This is a genomic window from Lysinibacillus sp. SGAir0095 (genome assembly GCF_005491425.1).
In the GTDB taxonomy this organism is placed as follows: domain Bacteria; phylum Bacillota; class Bacilli; order Bacillales_A; family Planococcaceae; genus Ureibacillus.
This window is the reverse complement of record NZ_CP028083.1, coordinates 975,190-989,899: the sequence shown is the minus strand read 5'-3', so window position 1 is coordinate 989,899 and position 14,710 is coordinate 975,190. Positions and strand designations below refer to the sequence as shown.

Here is a 14,710-nt window from a genome sequence, read left to right as displayed (position 1 = left end):
GTTCTTTATCCCTCTACCTTCAGTTCAAATATTGTATCTCTCAACTCAGCTGCACGTTCAAAATCAAGTGCTTTTGCTGCTTCTTTCATTTCCAGTTCAAGCGATGCAACAAGTTTCTCGATTTCGGACTTCGTCATTTTCTTGCCCTTTGTTACTTTTGTAACATATGTCTCTTCTTCTTCTGCCGCTTGAGTTGCACGAATCAATTCTGGAATTTTTTTCTGAATTGTCTTCGGTGTAATACCATGCTCTTCGTTATAAGTTTCTTGAATAGTACGACGACGTTTTGTTTCATCAAGTGCTTTTTTCATGGAATCAGTTATATTATCCGCATACATGATGACATGTCCATTTGAATTTCGGGCAGCTCGCCCAATCGTTTGAATTAGTGAACGTTCGGAACGTAAAAAACCTTCTTTATCAGCATCCAGAATTGCTACTAGTGAGACTTCAGGGATATCTAACCCTTCACGCAGCAAGTTAATACCTACTAACACATCATAGGTTCCTCTACGCAGCTCTCTTAAAATTTCTATTCGTTCCAATGTTTTTACTTCTGAATGAAGATATTCAACTTTAATGCCCAGTTCTTTTAAATAATCTGTTAAATCCTCAGACATTTTCTTCGTTAAGGTTGTGATAAGCACCCGTTCCTGTTTTCTCACTCGTTCATTAATTTCATCGATTAAATCATCAATCTGACCTTCTATTGGTCGGACATCAATTGTTGGGTCAAGTAAACCTGTCGGACGAATAATTTGTTCTACCATGTCTGGTGTATGCTCGATTTCATACGGACCTGGAGTAGCAGAAACATAAATTGCCTGATTAATATGCTGTTCAAATTCTTCAAATCTCAATGGTCTGTTATCTAATGCTGATGGCAAACGGAATCCATGATCCACTAAAACACCTTTTCGTGCTTGGTCACCGTTAAACATCCCACGAATTTGGGGTAATGTTACGTGACTCTCATCAACAACTAATAAAAAATCCTTTGGGAAGTAGTCGAGTAATGTATATGGTGTTGCCCCTGCTTCTCTTAATGTTAGATGACGGGAGTAGTTTTCGATTCCAGAACAGAACCCCATTTCACGCATCATTTCCAAATCGTAGTTTGTACGTTGTTCTAAACGCTGTGCCTCTAACAATTTATCCTCAGTACGGAATTTTTCTAATTGTTGTTCTAGTTCTACTTCAATGTTCTCAATGGCTTTTACCATTTTTTCCTCGCGGGTTACGAAGTGGGATGCCGGGAAAATGGCTACATGATCACGATCCCCTAAGATTTCCCCCGTTAGGGCATCCACTTCCCGAATCCGGTCTATTTCATCTCCGAAAAATTCTACACGCAGACATTTTTCATCTCGGGATGCTGGGAATATTTCGACGACATCTCCTCTTACACGGAATGTACCCCTTGTAAAATTGACATCATTTCTTTCATATTGGATATCTACTAATTTTCGCAACAATTGATTTCGCTCTATTTCCATTCCTGTTCGAACCGATACAACCATTTCCCGATATTCTTCTGGATTCCCTAAACCATAAATACAGGATACAGATGCGATGATAATTACATCATCTCTTTCAAAAAGTGATGATGTTGCAGAGTGTCTTAATTTATCAATCTCGTCATTAATACTGGAGTCTTTTTCGATGTATGTATCTGTTTGTGGTACATACGCTTCTGGCTGAAAGTAATCGTAGTAACTAACAAAGTATTCAACTGCATTGTTGGGGAAGAATTGCTTAAATTCACTATATAGCTGTCCTGCTAATGTTTTATTATGTGCAATTACTAGCGTTGGCTTTTTTACTTCCTGTATAACATTGGAAATTGTAAATGTTTTCCCTGTACCTGTTGCTCCGAGTAAGGTTTGATGTGTTTTACCTTCTTGAACGCCCTTCACAAGCTCTTCTATCGCATTGGGCTGATCGCCACTCGGTTTGTATGCGGATTGTAAGTCAAAAGTGGCCATTTTTTGTTCGTCCTTCCATCCAAATCTTGTATATTTATTTTAGCATATCCTTTTTAAAATTACGAGAAATATGCGAACGTACGTTTTTAAATAATTCATTTCTTCCTATCACTTATCCTACTTCTACTATTTTCTAAATTTTAATATTTAAAACATCTGGATTTGAAATTGACTATTTCTTTTGTATTCTTTTCCATCCTTCTGTTCAATTCAAACACAAAAAAGTCGCCCTCGGTTTTACATCCCACTAAAGGGACTACTGCCATGGCGACTTCTTAAGTATTATTTTCATCTACATTACCGACTCTTGCGTCTCTTCCATTTCTTGAGTTTCTTGTAATTCACTTAACTCTTTTGTGTACTCATAAAAAGCTTCTTTGTTTCTTTCATCCAATGCACTATCGATGAGATCTTTCAGCTGTTCAATTCTTTGCAATCTTTGCATCCGGTTCAAAAACAAGTCCAAATAAATGTCATTCAATAACTTTTCAGATTCGTTTGCATGTTGATAGTTCCCAACTGCTTTAAGAAAATCTGTGTATGAATAATATTTATCCATCGATATCACCCCGATTCCCTTTTTTCTATTATAAAAAATCAGGTATCAATTTGCAATATTTTCTGAAAAATAGATTTATTTTTTCATCGAAAAGGAAGAATTTCCTACCCAATTGATTAATACTTTTTAATTTTCACTATATTACCTGTAAATACCGTAATATTATTATATAAATATAATTTCGAAAAATTGTCAAAATATTCAATTGTATTGGTAAAAAATTCATATTATGATTTTATCAAATCGGTTATTTAGCATTATTAAATTCGTTGCTCAGTATTATTAAATTATTAAAGGAGGAGTTTTTAATGTTCAAAAAAAATGTACCGGTTCTTAAATCGTATCATATTACTTTAGATACTTATTTAATCGAACCAATTATGTGCGGTGAAAAAATTTACTCTTATGTTTATGATAAAAAAGGAGAATTTATCGTAGAACGGAAGCCGTTTTACATAGTTCGTCGCTCCTGTGACGTATTAGGGTACAACTATAAAAGTGCAATAAAATTCTCAAAGGAATTCTTTGGAAAAGATAAACACAAATTACCTATTCTGATTGCTCATGACGGAAAACCAAATATTTTATTCCCAATCTATTCTCCTACATCGCCAAATAATATTTGGGTCGGACTTCATGGTATTGCTAACATTGGAGTTAATAAACATCCTTCAGAAATTACACTGCTAGATGGAAAGGAAAAGACACTTCCTGTTAGTATTACATCTCTAAATTCCCAGTACGTATATGCAACAATGCTTTACAAATATTCTTCCCAACTAAAAATGATGATTCAAAATAAAACCTCTTAAACCTTTCAAGCCTATAATTTTGGATTAGTATTTGAAGCATTAGTTAGGTATGATTTGAGTAAATCTTCAACATGGTTTCTTAAACGTATATTCGAATATCTTCTTACATCCATTACTTGCTTATAATGAAATTGATACTCAGTAAACATTTCGTCTCGCTTACCCTGAACAACTCTCAATTGATGACCTTTTAAATACGCTTTTGTTTTTCTCAACTCAATTTCTGCGTATTTTCTTGCCTCATCAATCAAATAAATATATGGACGCTTTAATTTAAACTGCCCAGTCTCTATTTGTGCTTGATCATTTTCTAATACGATAAGTAGCATTGGTAAATAAATTGCCGCTTCTAGATATGGGACAGCCTCAATGGGGATATGTGCCATTAAAAACCCTCCTAATAATAGAACGTTTGTTCTTATTATTATAATACAACAGATTTGAAATAATGCAATTACAATATGGAGGTAATTAATGGTTTTAATGTAAGCATCCAAAAGCAACTAGATCAGGGATTAACTAAATAATATATTGAAGAAAATTTTGTTTGAAATATAATTTTGCTATATAACCGATTTTATTAGCAAATTAGATGACAGCACAAAAATATAATGGGAGGACTCTAATAGATCAAGTATTACAAGCAGTTTTGGAGATATCGCATAAATTTGGATCACCAATATCATGATCTGAATCTAAAAACGGATGATAATCATGTAGAACTTATAGATAAAAGCAAAAAGGTAGAAGGAAGAATAGGCATTTTAGCTACCGAATTCAACTCTATTAAAGCAGACATATTTATTCTAAAAGAGGAAAACAACAGACATTAATACCCATCATTTTTAAATAAACCTTTTTCGCAAAGTACGTTACATTGCGAAAAAGGTTTTATTTTTTCATTATTGGCCGATACGAGAACGAAGATAGGCATTGATGAAGGCATCTAAATCGCCATCCATTACCCCTTGGACATTTCCTGTTTCAAAATTTGTACGGTGATCTTTTACCATCGAATAAGGATGGAAAACATACGAACGAATTTGAGAACCCCAGCCAATTTCTTTTTGCTCTCCACGAATTGCATCAAGTTCAGCTTGCTGTTTTTCAATTTCAAGTTGATATAACTTGGCTTTTAGCATGTTCATCGCTTTTTCACGGTTTTTGATTTGTGAACGTTCAGCTTGGCAGGATACAACCACACCTGTTGGAGTATGGGTAATACGAACAGCGGAATCCGTTGTGTTAATGTGCTGTCCACCCGCACCTGTTGCACGATACGTATCAATTTTTAAGTCTTCCGTGCGAATATCGATTTCAATTTCATTATTGAACTCCGGCATAATATCACATGAAACGAAGGATGTATGGCGTCTTCCAGCAGAGTCAAAAGGTGAAATTCTCACTAAACGATGGACACCTTTTTCTGCTTTTAAATAACCGTATGCATTATGTCCTTGAATTAACAGAGTTACAGATTTAATCCCTGCTTCGTCACCTGGTAAATAATCCATTGTCTCTACCTTGAAGCCATGTTTTTCAGCCCAACGCGTATACATACGTAATAGCATCGAACCCCAGTCCTGTGATTCTGTACCACCTGCACCAGGGTGTAGCTCTAAAATAGCGTTATTTTTGTCGTAAGGCTCACTTAATAGCATTTGCAGCTCAAAGCCATCCATTTTACTTTGAAAATCTTCAAGTTCACTTCCTAATTCCTCTTGAAGATCTTCGTCCGGCTCTTCTTTTAGGAGCTCCAACGTCATTTCCAGATTTTCTTGAGTTGTCAAAAGGTCGTTAAATTCATTCACAATCGCTTTTAACCCATTTGCTTCATTAATAACCGTTTGTGCTCCATTTTGGTCATTCCAAAAATCCGGCATTAGCATCATTTCATCTAATTCTTGAATACGTGCCTCCTTGTTTTCTAAGTCAAAGAGACCCCCTGAAATCCGCCAATTTTGAGGCTGTAGTTTCCAATACATTTCTCACTTCTGATAATTCGATCATTTATAATCCCCCGTACTATTATTTAAAACTGTGAGAACCGTGCCATCTAATCAATGATGAAAAAGATGACTACGGTTCAAAAGTTTGTTGTTAAAATTCATTTGTAGTAAATGGTGAAATTCTTTTTTATAACAAACAATTCTACACCATTAACTTCGACTTGCTTTATAAGTTATGAGCTTACTCCGCACCATGACAGTTTTTAAATTTCTTGCCACTGCCACAAGGACATGGATCATTACGACCTATGTTTTCTGCTTTACGAACAGGTTGCTTTTTCTTCGGGGCTGCTTCTTCTTTCGGGTTCACAGCCTGTCCTTTGGCAACCTCTTCACGTTCCAGGTTGCTGCGAATTTGTGCTTTCAGTGCGTATTTTGTTACATCCTCACGAATGGCAGCGACCATGTCTTCAAACATCGCAAATCCTTCTTGTTCATATTCCCGTAATGGATCTGTTTGTCCGTAAGCACGTAGGTGAATCCCTTGACGTAATTGATCCATTGCATCGATATGATCAATCCATTTTGTATCAATAGAACGCAGTAAGATTACCTTTTCGAATTCACGCATACGTTCAGGTGTCAGCATTTCTTCTTTTTCGTCATAGCGTTTTTGAACTTCTGCAAAGATAAAGGCAATGATTTCTTCCGGTGATTTACCTTCAAGATCACTTACTTTAATAGCACCTTCTTCTAATAAATTCGCTTGAATATAATCTTCCAGCGATTTTAAGTTCCACTCTTCTTGTTCGCCCTGGGTATGAACGGCCACAATATTTTCGATAGATTCCTGTATCATTGATTCCACAAGAGCACGCATGTTTTCAGTTTCTAAAACATCGCGACGTTCTTTATAGATAACCTCACGTTGTTGACGTAGAACATCATCGTATTGCAATAAACGTTTACGTGCATCAAAGTTATTTCCTTCCACACGTTTTTGCGCAGATTCTACAGCTTTGGATACCATACCTGATTGGATTGGCTGGTTATCATCCATTCCAAGTCTAGTCATCATCGTTTTCATTTTATCAGAACCAAAACGTCGCATTAAATCATCTTCAAGAGAAAGATAGAATTGCGTTACCCCTGGATCCCCTTGACGACCAGAACGACCACGCAACTGATTATCAATACGGCGAGATTCGTGACGCTCCGTACCGATAACAGCTAATCCTCCAAGATCAAGAACACCATCTCCAAGCTTAATGTCCGTACCACGACCAGCCATGTTAGTGGCAATTGTTACCGCCCCCTTATTACCTGCATTGGCAATAATTTCGGCTTCGCGTTCATGGTTTTTCGCATTTAAAACATTATGGGGAATTTTATGTTTATCTAATAAATTTGAAATAATTTCTGACGTTTCAATGGCAACTGTACCTACTAATACAGGTTGTCCCTTTTTATAGCGTTCAGCAATTTCTGCCGCAACCGCATTAAACTTCCCGTTCATTGTAGCAAAGATTAAGTCTGCTTTGTCATCACGAGCAATTGGTTTGTTTGTTGGAATTACCACAACCTGCATATTGTAAATGTTGCGGAATTCTTCTTCCTCCGTTTTAGCAGTACCTGTCATACCAGATAGCTTTTCGTACATACGGAAGTAGTTTTGGAACGTAATCGTAGCCATTGTCATGGATTCATTTTGAATATCTACGCCTTCTTTAGCTTCGATAGCCTGGTGAAGCCCATCAGAATAGCGACGACCTTTCATCAAACGCCCAGTAAAGCCATCAACAATGATAATTTCGCCATCTTGAACAACATAATCTACATCACGGTGCATAGAAATATGTGCTTTTAAAGATTGATTAATGGCATGTAATAAACGGACATGGGATAAATCAAATAAATTATCAATACCAAAAGCTTTTTCTGCTTTCCCGATACCGTTTTCAGTTAAAGTAACGCCTTTAGTTGACTCATCATAAGTGTAATCTTCTTCAGCCTTTAACCTACTCACAAACATGTTGGATTGCACATAAAGCTGCGCCGTTTTTCCAGCTTGTCCAGAAATAATTAATGGGGTACGGGCTTCATCAATTAAGATTGAGTCAACTTCATCAATTACTGCATAGTGTAGAGGTCGTTGCACGCGCTCTTCCTTGTAAACAACCATATTATCGCGTAAATAGTCGAATCCAAGTTCGTTATTCGTACTATATGTAATATCTGCAGCATAGGCCTCACGTTTTTCGTCCTTCGTCAGGCTATTTAAATTTAAGCCTACAGTTAAACCAAGGAAATTATAAAGCTCTCCCATTTCCGTAGCATCACGTGTAGCAAGGTACTCGTTGACTGTTACCACATGAACGCCTTTTCCAGTTAGTGCATTTAAATAAACAGACATTGTGGAAGTTAATGTTTTCCCTTCCCCGGTTTTCATTTCTGCAATGTTACCTTCATTTAATGTTGAAGCACCCATGATTTGTACGCGGAAAGGATACATGCCCAGCACACGGCGTGCAGCTTCGCGACAGACTGCAAATGCTTCCGGAAGTAGTTGCTCCAATGTTTCGCCTTTTTGATAGCGATCCTTGAATTCTGTTGTTTTTTCTTTTAGATCTTCATCATTCAGTTGTTCCATTTGAGAAGCATATGCTTCTACCTGATCAGCTATTTTCGTTAATTTTTTTACTTCTCTTTTGTTTGGATCAAAAATTTTATTTAAAATGTTTGCCATGGATTTTTTCACTTCCCATATAGTCTCAATACTCATTTTATCATTTCCTATAGAGTAGGTGCAAATGTGCGTGCCATATATTGTGTGGACCAGGAACACAAACAATTATAAACAATTCTGAATTTTGTAAACTAAACGTTAGAATAGTGTGTATTTTTTGACTAATCTATGGTTTCTATGTCACAGTTAAATTATTCAAATTTTCTAGGGGTGTTATGATGGCAATCGAAGTGTATTTAAATTTCAATGGCAATTGTAGAGAAGCAGCTGAATTTTATGCAGAAGTTTTCAAAACGGAAAAACCTAAAATTATGACGTTTGGCGAAGCACCAAAAGATCCCAATTATGAAATGCCTGAAGAAGCAAAGAATTTGGTCATGCACACAAGATTGGATATTCTCGGAAGTCGTGTAATGTTCTCAGATACTTGGCCGGGTTCTCCTTTTGTTGAAGGAAACAATATCACGCTAGCTGTAATAAGTGACGATGAAGAGATCCTTCGTTCAAGCTTCGAAAGATTAAAAGAAGGCGGCACTGTAACAATGGAGCTGCAGGAAACATTCTGGAGTAAATGCTACGGAGCAGTAAAGGATAAGTTTGGCATTGAATGGCAAGTAAGTTTAGATAGTGGAGAACAGTTTTAAATTCTAGTTTAATAGATAGGAATCCTCTCTTTTCAAAATGAAAGGAAGGATTCCTATTTTTTGTTTATCACATTATGAGGTAAGTAAACACAATGAGAAAATTTATATGCTCCATTCTAAATACCATTTTCAACTAGTTTCTCGAATTTGCAATGACAGCACCAATTGTATATGAGACCATATGCCCTACGTAAATTACAGTTATGAGCCAAAAGGCAATTAGGGAATGGAAAACAAAAAGTGATAAAAACCAAACAACAAAAATGACACCTAATGAACCCATCCAGCTATAAGATCGAGCTAAATGATCATTTAAAACGAATCTTTCATCATATTGCTTTTTCTTCTTCATCATCCTTCTTGTTAGATAAAAGGTACTCACAATAAATAATCCTAAAACAATCCAAAATAACAAGGCCACCCAAAAATTATCCATTTCTCATTCCCTCCTCGAAAATAAATACGTCTTCAATTTGCATTTCGAACATTGTAGCAATTTTATAAGCAAGTATAAGCGACGGATTATACCGCCCTTTTTCTAATGAAATAATCGTCTGTCTAGAGACTTCAAGCTTTTCAGCAAGCTCATCTTGGGTTAAATCATATTTTTGACGCAAATCTTTAATGCGGTTTTGCAAGTTCTCACCTCGCCTCAAATGTAAAGGTACCTTTACGTAAAGGATACTTTACATTCCTTACGTTGTCAAGGAAGCTTTACATGCTACATACCATAGAAATAATAGAAGGATTTGCCAGCAGAATGATAGGTTAAAGATATCCGCCAAATTATTAATTATTTCCGCCAACTTTTGTCGAATATCCGCCACTTTATTAGTTATTTCCGCCACTTTTTGTCGAATATCCGCCAATTCATTTTTCTACACAAAAAATCACTCCAAAAGAATTTCCTTTGGAGTGACTTTAATTTAATACATATTCTAAAAAGGATAATTCTGGCCCGTATCCTTTTTGCGGGATATCTTTTGTAAATGAATTTATATATTCGCCAACTGCGATTGTTTCGTAGGTGGAGTCGGTTTTAACTTCAACTCGGTACTTTTCCTTTGAAATGAAAACTTCGAGATGTTCTTCATTTCCTTCATTTTCCCTCACGACTGTTCGTACGGTATTATAAATCTTCGTACTAAGGGCAGCGTCTACGCGGAACTTGGCGTTAAAAAACTCTTTTAATATCGGGTTTCCAAGTCTTGATGGCAACATTTCATTTAATGCTTTTATATATGCTCGCTCTTCTCCAGATCCACTTGCCATGTAGCTATTTTTTCGCTCATCGATTTCATCCCATAATGCTTCATACTCTTCGCCTTCTCCAAGAGTTTCCATCATCGCTTCATCAAAGTCCTTAATGGCTTCCTCTGTGGCGAACAAAATTTCACTTGTCGCAGCAAAGGCGCCAAGTTGCGCAGCAGTGGATGCTTGTTGTTTTACGGCATAGACCTTTGCAACATTGACAATGATGAGTGTCAATACAATAATGACTGTCATGATCCACAATAAAAATATTGCGGCACTTCCCTTTTCATTCTCTAGATGCTTCATGGGACAAGCACCTTTCCTGTTGCCTCAGAATCAATGGTAATTGATGCTAGACTCGCCATTGAATCTGGCAAAAAGACTAATGGGTGACGAGCCGTAATCTTAATTTCAAATAGATCCCCGCTTCCCGAGACATTTTGTATGACAAAAGAATGACTTTGTAAAAGAGAAGAGCCAGCAATTGATTGATCAATCACTTCTTTCGTTTCATAGTAATCCTCCGACACAGCATAAACTTGAGCCGCATCAGACGCCACCGCTTTTAAACTAATCACGGCATAGCCTGAAGCTACTACCTGCCAAAGTAGGAGAAAGAGTAAGAAATATAATGGAAGAATTCCTAGAAACTCAATGGAAAGCGATCCTCTTTCATCTTTTAGACGTTTTCTTATTTTCAATCAAATCGCCTCCCTTATGTACATTTACCAATCATTTCACTTCAAGAGCAGAAAACTTGAAATAGAAACTATTCGAGACTAGTATCTTTGCTTTTCTAATTCTTTAACTCGCTCAGGTGTTGCCAGCATAATAGGTGCAATCATCACAAGAAAAATCCCAATGAAAAATAAGATGATTGCTACAGGAGCAAATGGACCTGTCTCCGTAGCATTCATGTAAGCCCATAAAAGACCACCTGAGATAAAAACTATACTCCCATAGATGACTACTATTTTTATAAACCATGAATCTCCTGGATTTACAAAAGCATTGGTTACTGCATCATATTTAATAATTAAGAACCCAATTAGAACAATGGTGATAAACAACAATAACCAAAAAAAGATCGATGGATATAGCCCTCTAAAGGCAGGTGTCATCATATAATAAGCAATTCCAAGCAGCATAACAAAGGTATGTAACGAAAAGTAACGTTTACTATTATTTTTATGAACATTCCATATCATATAATTAACCAGTGCAAAGACGAGGGCTAATGCTAGATTGATTCCAAGCCAGAGCCAGATGTTGCCATCCGGTGCAAAACTACATAATCCCCCAATCATGACATGCACAAAAAAAGTGATAATGATTCGATTATTCTCGAACCTTACTATATTGGCATCCTTTTTCAACACACTCTCCTCCTTTTATCAAATATGTGTCAAGGTTTATTGCTTTGAAGTTGAATGTACTTGATTTAATTTAAATTGAATATAAAAAATATGGAAAATAAAGATTAGATATTTATTCAAGTACAGATCATATTCCTCTTCTATACAATCTTTTAATCTAAAAATAGAATAGTAAAGCAGCCCTATAAAAAAGAAGTTAAAGATTGTCTCATAAGATTGAATATTCACTATACCATAATCACTTAACACCAAGGTGCCGAACAGTTTGATAAATAAAAAGACAAAGGAAAAGATCGTGAAAAACTTCCACCATCCAAAATAGAGCTCTGTCCTTTTTGTAAATTGTTCAAAACGATCTTTATGCTGTAAAAACCACACTCCAATATAGGCACCAAGCGTAATAAAGGAAAAGAGAATCATTAAAAATAAATTGAACTTCTTAAAATCCATTACTCCCTCATGTGGATGTAATACTTTCTCCATAGTTTTATCACCATCTTTCAGCAGCTAGCAAAATAGCTTCATTTTTTCGAAATCTTAGCGTTAAGTAGATATAGAAAATGGGGAAGACAAGAATATTCACTAGTATCCGAATCAGTAAATATGCTAGAAGGTTATTATCATACTGCTCCAAGAACAGCAAAACAATTAGCCATATCCCCAAATTAACAAATACAATAACCAAAATGTCTCCTATTAACGCGATATTCTCTCTTTTAATGGCCTTGGCCGATTGATAGAAAATCTCCCGAATACTAGGACCTTCCGAGAAGAATGGGAAAACGATTAGTAAGATGAAAGCGATAATTGTTGGAATAAACAACAAATACATTCCTATAAAAGCGATGAAATATAAAATACTCGATACCGCCAGGAGCAATCCAAATTGCTTCCAGAAAAAAACGATTCCCTCAGCAGGTTTTACGGTTTCATCTTGACGATCGACGATGACCATTTTCAGAAAAGGTGGGATACATAAAATAAAATTCAAGAAAATGGCAAGACCTGAAAAGTAATGAGGTGCTATTGAATTTTCCGAACCCGATACGTAAATCATACTTAAAAATGTGATCATCGTTACTGGCAAGATAATCAATATAGACCAAAATAATATTTGACTCCAATTACGATTATAAATATCAAGAATTTCACGAATCATTGGAGAACCTCTTCTCTTTTCGTTCTAATAAGCGTGCATATATAGGCAACTAGCAAGCTAACCAAAACTGCAATAGACATACTTCTTGCTATTCCATTAGGGTCTGTAAAAATATAAATGTGAAACACAAAATGAGAGAGAAGTATGCTAATAAATGACATGATCACTGCTCCTAAATAAGCAGCAGTATACGGGGTTTCACTATTCCATTTAGAGGCAAAAAAACCCATGCTTCCATATGTAATAATCGTTTGAAGAAAGAGGAAAAATCCAAAATGGCCAATTTGAAAGAAACCTAATAGAAAGGAAACAATTACGGTCACTAAAAACGAAGCCCCTATCGCTTGAAAAAACTTAATAGCATTAAACATTTTTATACACCTACATTTCTTATTCAATGCACTCTTTGTAGTTGCAATTAATCTAAATTTACGTCAGCAATCTTACATATGCGCTGAAGTCTAACGCTTTTGCCAGATGCTGCATAGACTCTTCAATCAGTGGGGGAAGCCCCTCTGATTGAAGAGTAAATAATCATGAACAAACATAGTTTTGACCATTCATCCCCATGGTTAGGAATGAATAAACACATCCGTATTAGAAAAAACTTATCCGAATCCAAAGAGCTTTTTAGCCCCATTAAATAATCCTTTTGCTCCTTCAGCTACCTTGCGATAACCTCTACTTAACTTATCGCTAACCCATTGTTTCGCCTTTCGTCCTGGTTCTGTACCATTTATGAGATAAGTTGAAACCAATCCTACACCTAAGCCAACAACCGCACCTACAGCTGTTCCTACACCAGGAAATGCAGAACCTGCTACGGCACCTCCTACAGCACTGGAAAGAACACTTGATAGAGCTGTTGTACCAGCACCTACTGCAAGGTCAACAGTTAAATCCGCGGCAAAATTAGAAGATAATATTCCTTGACTCGATTTTTCACCCCAGCCATAATCATAAACACTGTTGAAAGCCGAAGCGATGATATTTACAGGTCCATTTAGTTTCATCATATTAGATGGAGCGTAAAATTTCTTTGAAAAAATATTAAAGCTTTCATTCAAACCTGTTTTCAAGCTACTCCATGTTGTTTTTATAAAACTTGAAGGTGTGCTCCAATTACTTAAATTCTTGCTTGTAAAGAAACTATCAATTTTATGCGGGCGTGGATTGGCTCCTCCAACCGGCATATATGCTTGTCGACCGCCTAAGTCATATTTTTTAAAGCTATCATAAAAATAATTTAAAACAGGATTTTGAACCGTTCGATTACTGACTACCCTATAATTTCCTGAAGCTAATTCAGTAAATTTATATCCGGCATAGGTTGCCGTAAGACCTTCAACTAGATTTTTCCCAAAAGATGTAATAAATCGATTTCCATCCTGTAAAGCTCCAGCAATTACTCCAAGGGGTCCTCTAGTTGTATCCGCTGTGGGAATCATTGTATCTAATAGGTTTCCACTTGTTCCATTTCCTTCAGGAGAGTTCCCACCGCTCGGCCCTTCTCCACCCTGTGCAGGATCCCCTCCTGTTGGGTTGTTCCCACCAGTTGGACCTTCTCCTCCTTGAGTTGGATCTCCTCCTGTCAGTCCTTCACCACCAGTCGGTCCTTCGCCTCCTTGTGTTGGATCTCCTCCTGTCAGTCCTTCACCACCAGTTGGGCCATCGCCACCTTGGGCAGGATTTCCTCCAGTTAGGCCGTCACCACCCTGAGCAGGGTTTCCCCCAGTTAGTGAATCCCCTGGTGAGGTACCATCGCCACCATTTACAGCATTACCGCCTGTTGGGCCTTCTCCACCTTGAGTGGCATTTCCTCCATTAACCGCTTGCCCTCCAGAAGGACCTTCTCCTCCTGTCATAGCCCCACCAGTTACGATAGGGTTATTAATTGGCAAAGAACCAGCAACATTCGGAATTATCCATTGACCATTACTGCTTTGGTAAGGGGGAATGATTGGCTGACCTGAAACAGCAGCATCTCCACCTTGCAGGAATGGCCCACCTTGATAAGGATTACCTGGTGTAATCACTTGACCTGGAATGATGAACTGCCCACCAGTAATGGGCTTTCCTCCGGTAATTGCTTCACCCGGAGTAATCGCATTACCCGGCGTAATGAAAAACGCCATACTAATAGAAGGCAAGGCTGACCAGAACAACATAAACGCAATCATGAAGATTGCAAATACTCTGCGAAAGTTACTTCCTTTCACACTTTCA

General features: G+C 36.9%; 16 protein-coding genes. 2 read left to right on the top strand and 14 right to left on the bottom strand.

Annotated elements, in window-relative coordinates; genetic code table 11:
* Positions 1-5: 5 nt before the first annotated feature.
* Entirely contained in the window at positions 6-1,985 is a 1,980-nt protein-coding gene (gene uvrB / locus C1N55_RS04920) for an excinuclease ABC subunit UvrB (RefSeq protein WP_137727782.1), read from the bottom strand.
* A gap of 292 nt (positions 1,986-2,277) precedes the next feature.
* On the bottom strand, positions 2,278-2,544 hold the full coding sequence (locus C1N55_RS04915) for an IDEAL domain-containing protein (RefSeq protein WP_137727781.1): 267 nt from the start codon (positions 2,542-2,544) through the stop codon (positions 2,278-2,280).
* Positions 2,545-2,852: 308 nt separating this feature from the next.
* Between C1N55_RS04915 and C1N55_RS04910 the strand changes: the two genes are divergently transcribed.
* Positions 2,853-3,356 carry a competence protein ComK gene (locus C1N55_RS04910; RefSeq protein WP_137727780.1) on the top strand — a complete coding sequence of 168 codons (504 nt, stop codon included), beginning with the start codon at positions 2,853-2,855 and terminating at the stop codon, positions 3,354-3,356.
* An 11-nt stretch (positions 3,357-3,367) separates the two neighbouring features.
* Here the strand turns inward: C1N55_RS04910 and C1N55_RS04905 are convergent, their stop codons facing one another.
* The 3 genes from C1N55_RS04905 to secA all read right to left on the bottom strand — a co-directional run bounded on the left by C1N55_RS04905 (position 3,368) and on the right by secA (position 8,051).
* Positions 3,368-3,742, bottom strand: a complete 375-nt coding sequence (locus C1N55_RS04905; RefSeq protein ID WP_137727779.1) for a YhjD family protein — start codon at positions 3,740-3,742, stop codon at positions 3,368-3,370.
* A gap of 516 nt (positions 3,743-4,258) precedes the next feature.
* Positions 4,259-5,363 (bottom strand): peptide chain release factor 2 gene (gene prfB, locus C1N55_RS04900; RefSeq protein ID WP_137730539.1). Its coding sequence is split into 2 segments (ribosomal slippage): positions 4,259-5,290 and positions 5,292-5,363, totalling 1,104 coding nucleotides; the frame shifts between segments, so codons are not numbered across the junction.
* Between the two features lie 183 nt (positions 5,364-5,546).
* The gene (secA, locus tag C1N55_RS04895) at positions 5,547-8,051 is read right to left on the bottom strand and encodes a preprotein translocase subunit SecA (protein ID WP_137730538.1); all 2,505 of its coding nucleotides are present in this window, start codon (positions 8,049-8,051) and stop codon (positions 5,547-5,549) included.
* A gap of 218 nt (positions 8,052-8,269) precedes the next feature.
* Between secA and C1N55_RS04890 the strand changes: the two genes are divergently transcribed.
* Positions 8,270-8,695, top strand: a complete 426-nt coding sequence (locus C1N55_RS04890) for a VOC family protein (protein ID WP_137727778.1) — start codon at positions 8,270-8,272, stop codon at positions 8,693-8,695.
* A gap of 133 nt (positions 8,696-8,828) precedes the next feature.
* Here the strand turns inward: C1N55_RS04890 and C1N55_RS04885 are convergent, their stop codons facing one another.
* From C1N55_RS04885 to C1N55_RS04845, 9 genes are all read right to left on the bottom strand, one after another.
* Entirely contained in the window at positions 8,829-9,131 is a 303-nt protein-coding gene (locus C1N55_RS04885; protein WP_137727777.1) for a hypothetical protein, read from the bottom strand.
* Positions 9,124-9,333 carry a helix-turn-helix transcriptional regulator gene (locus C1N55_RS04880; RefSeq protein ID WP_137727776.1) on the bottom strand — a complete coding sequence of 70 codons (210 nt, stop codon included), beginning with the start codon at positions 9,331-9,333 and terminating at the stop codon, positions 9,124-9,126. The genes C1N55_RS04885 and C1N55_RS04880 overlap by 8 nt, the downstream gene beginning before the upstream one ends.
* A 283-nt stretch (positions 9,334-9,616) precedes the next feature.
* On the bottom strand, positions 9,617-10,255 hold the full coding sequence (locus tag C1N55_RS04875; protein ID WP_137727775.1) for a Tad domain-containing protein: 639 nt from the start codon (positions 10,253-10,255) through the stop codon (positions 9,617-9,619).
* Complete coding sequence (locus tag C1N55_RS04870) at positions 10,252-10,650, bottom strand: pilus assembly protein (protein WP_137727774.1); 399 nt, start codon at positions 10,648-10,650, stop codon at positions 10,252-10,254. The genes C1N55_RS04875 and C1N55_RS04870 overlap by 4 nt, the downstream gene beginning before the upstream one ends.
* Positions 10,651-10,728: 78 nt before the next feature.
* Positions 10,729-11,325, bottom strand: coding sequence for a hypothetical protein (locus C1N55_RS04865; protein WP_137727773.1), 597 nt, complete (start codon positions 11,323-11,325; stop codon positions 10,729-10,731).
* Between the two features lie 36 nt (positions 11,326-11,361).
* A complete protein-coding gene (locus C1N55_RS04860) occupies positions 11,362-11,808 on the bottom strand; it encodes a hypothetical protein (protein WP_137727772.1) in 447 nt (148 codons plus the stop codon).
* 7 nt (positions 11,809-11,815) lie between these two features.
* Positions 11,816-12,484 (bottom strand): hypothetical protein, encoded by a 669-nt coding sequence (locus C1N55_RS04855; protein ID WP_137727771.1) that lies wholly within the window; start codon positions 12,482-12,484, stop codon positions 11,816-11,818.
* Positions 12,481-12,855 carry a hypothetical protein gene (locus C1N55_RS04850; RefSeq protein ID WP_137727770.1) on the bottom strand — a complete coding sequence of 125 codons (375 nt, stop codon included), beginning with the start codon at positions 12,853-12,855 and terminating at the stop codon, positions 12,481-12,483. The genes C1N55_RS04855 and C1N55_RS04850 overlap by 4 nt, the downstream gene beginning before the upstream one ends.
* Before the next feature lie 237 nt (positions 12,856-13,092).
* A complete protein-coding gene (locus tag C1N55_RS04845; protein ID WP_137727769.1) occupies positions 13,093-14,703 on the bottom strand; it encodes an ICP22 family protein in 1,611 nt (536 codons plus the stop codon).
* Positions 14,704-14,710 lie beyond the last annotated feature (7 nt).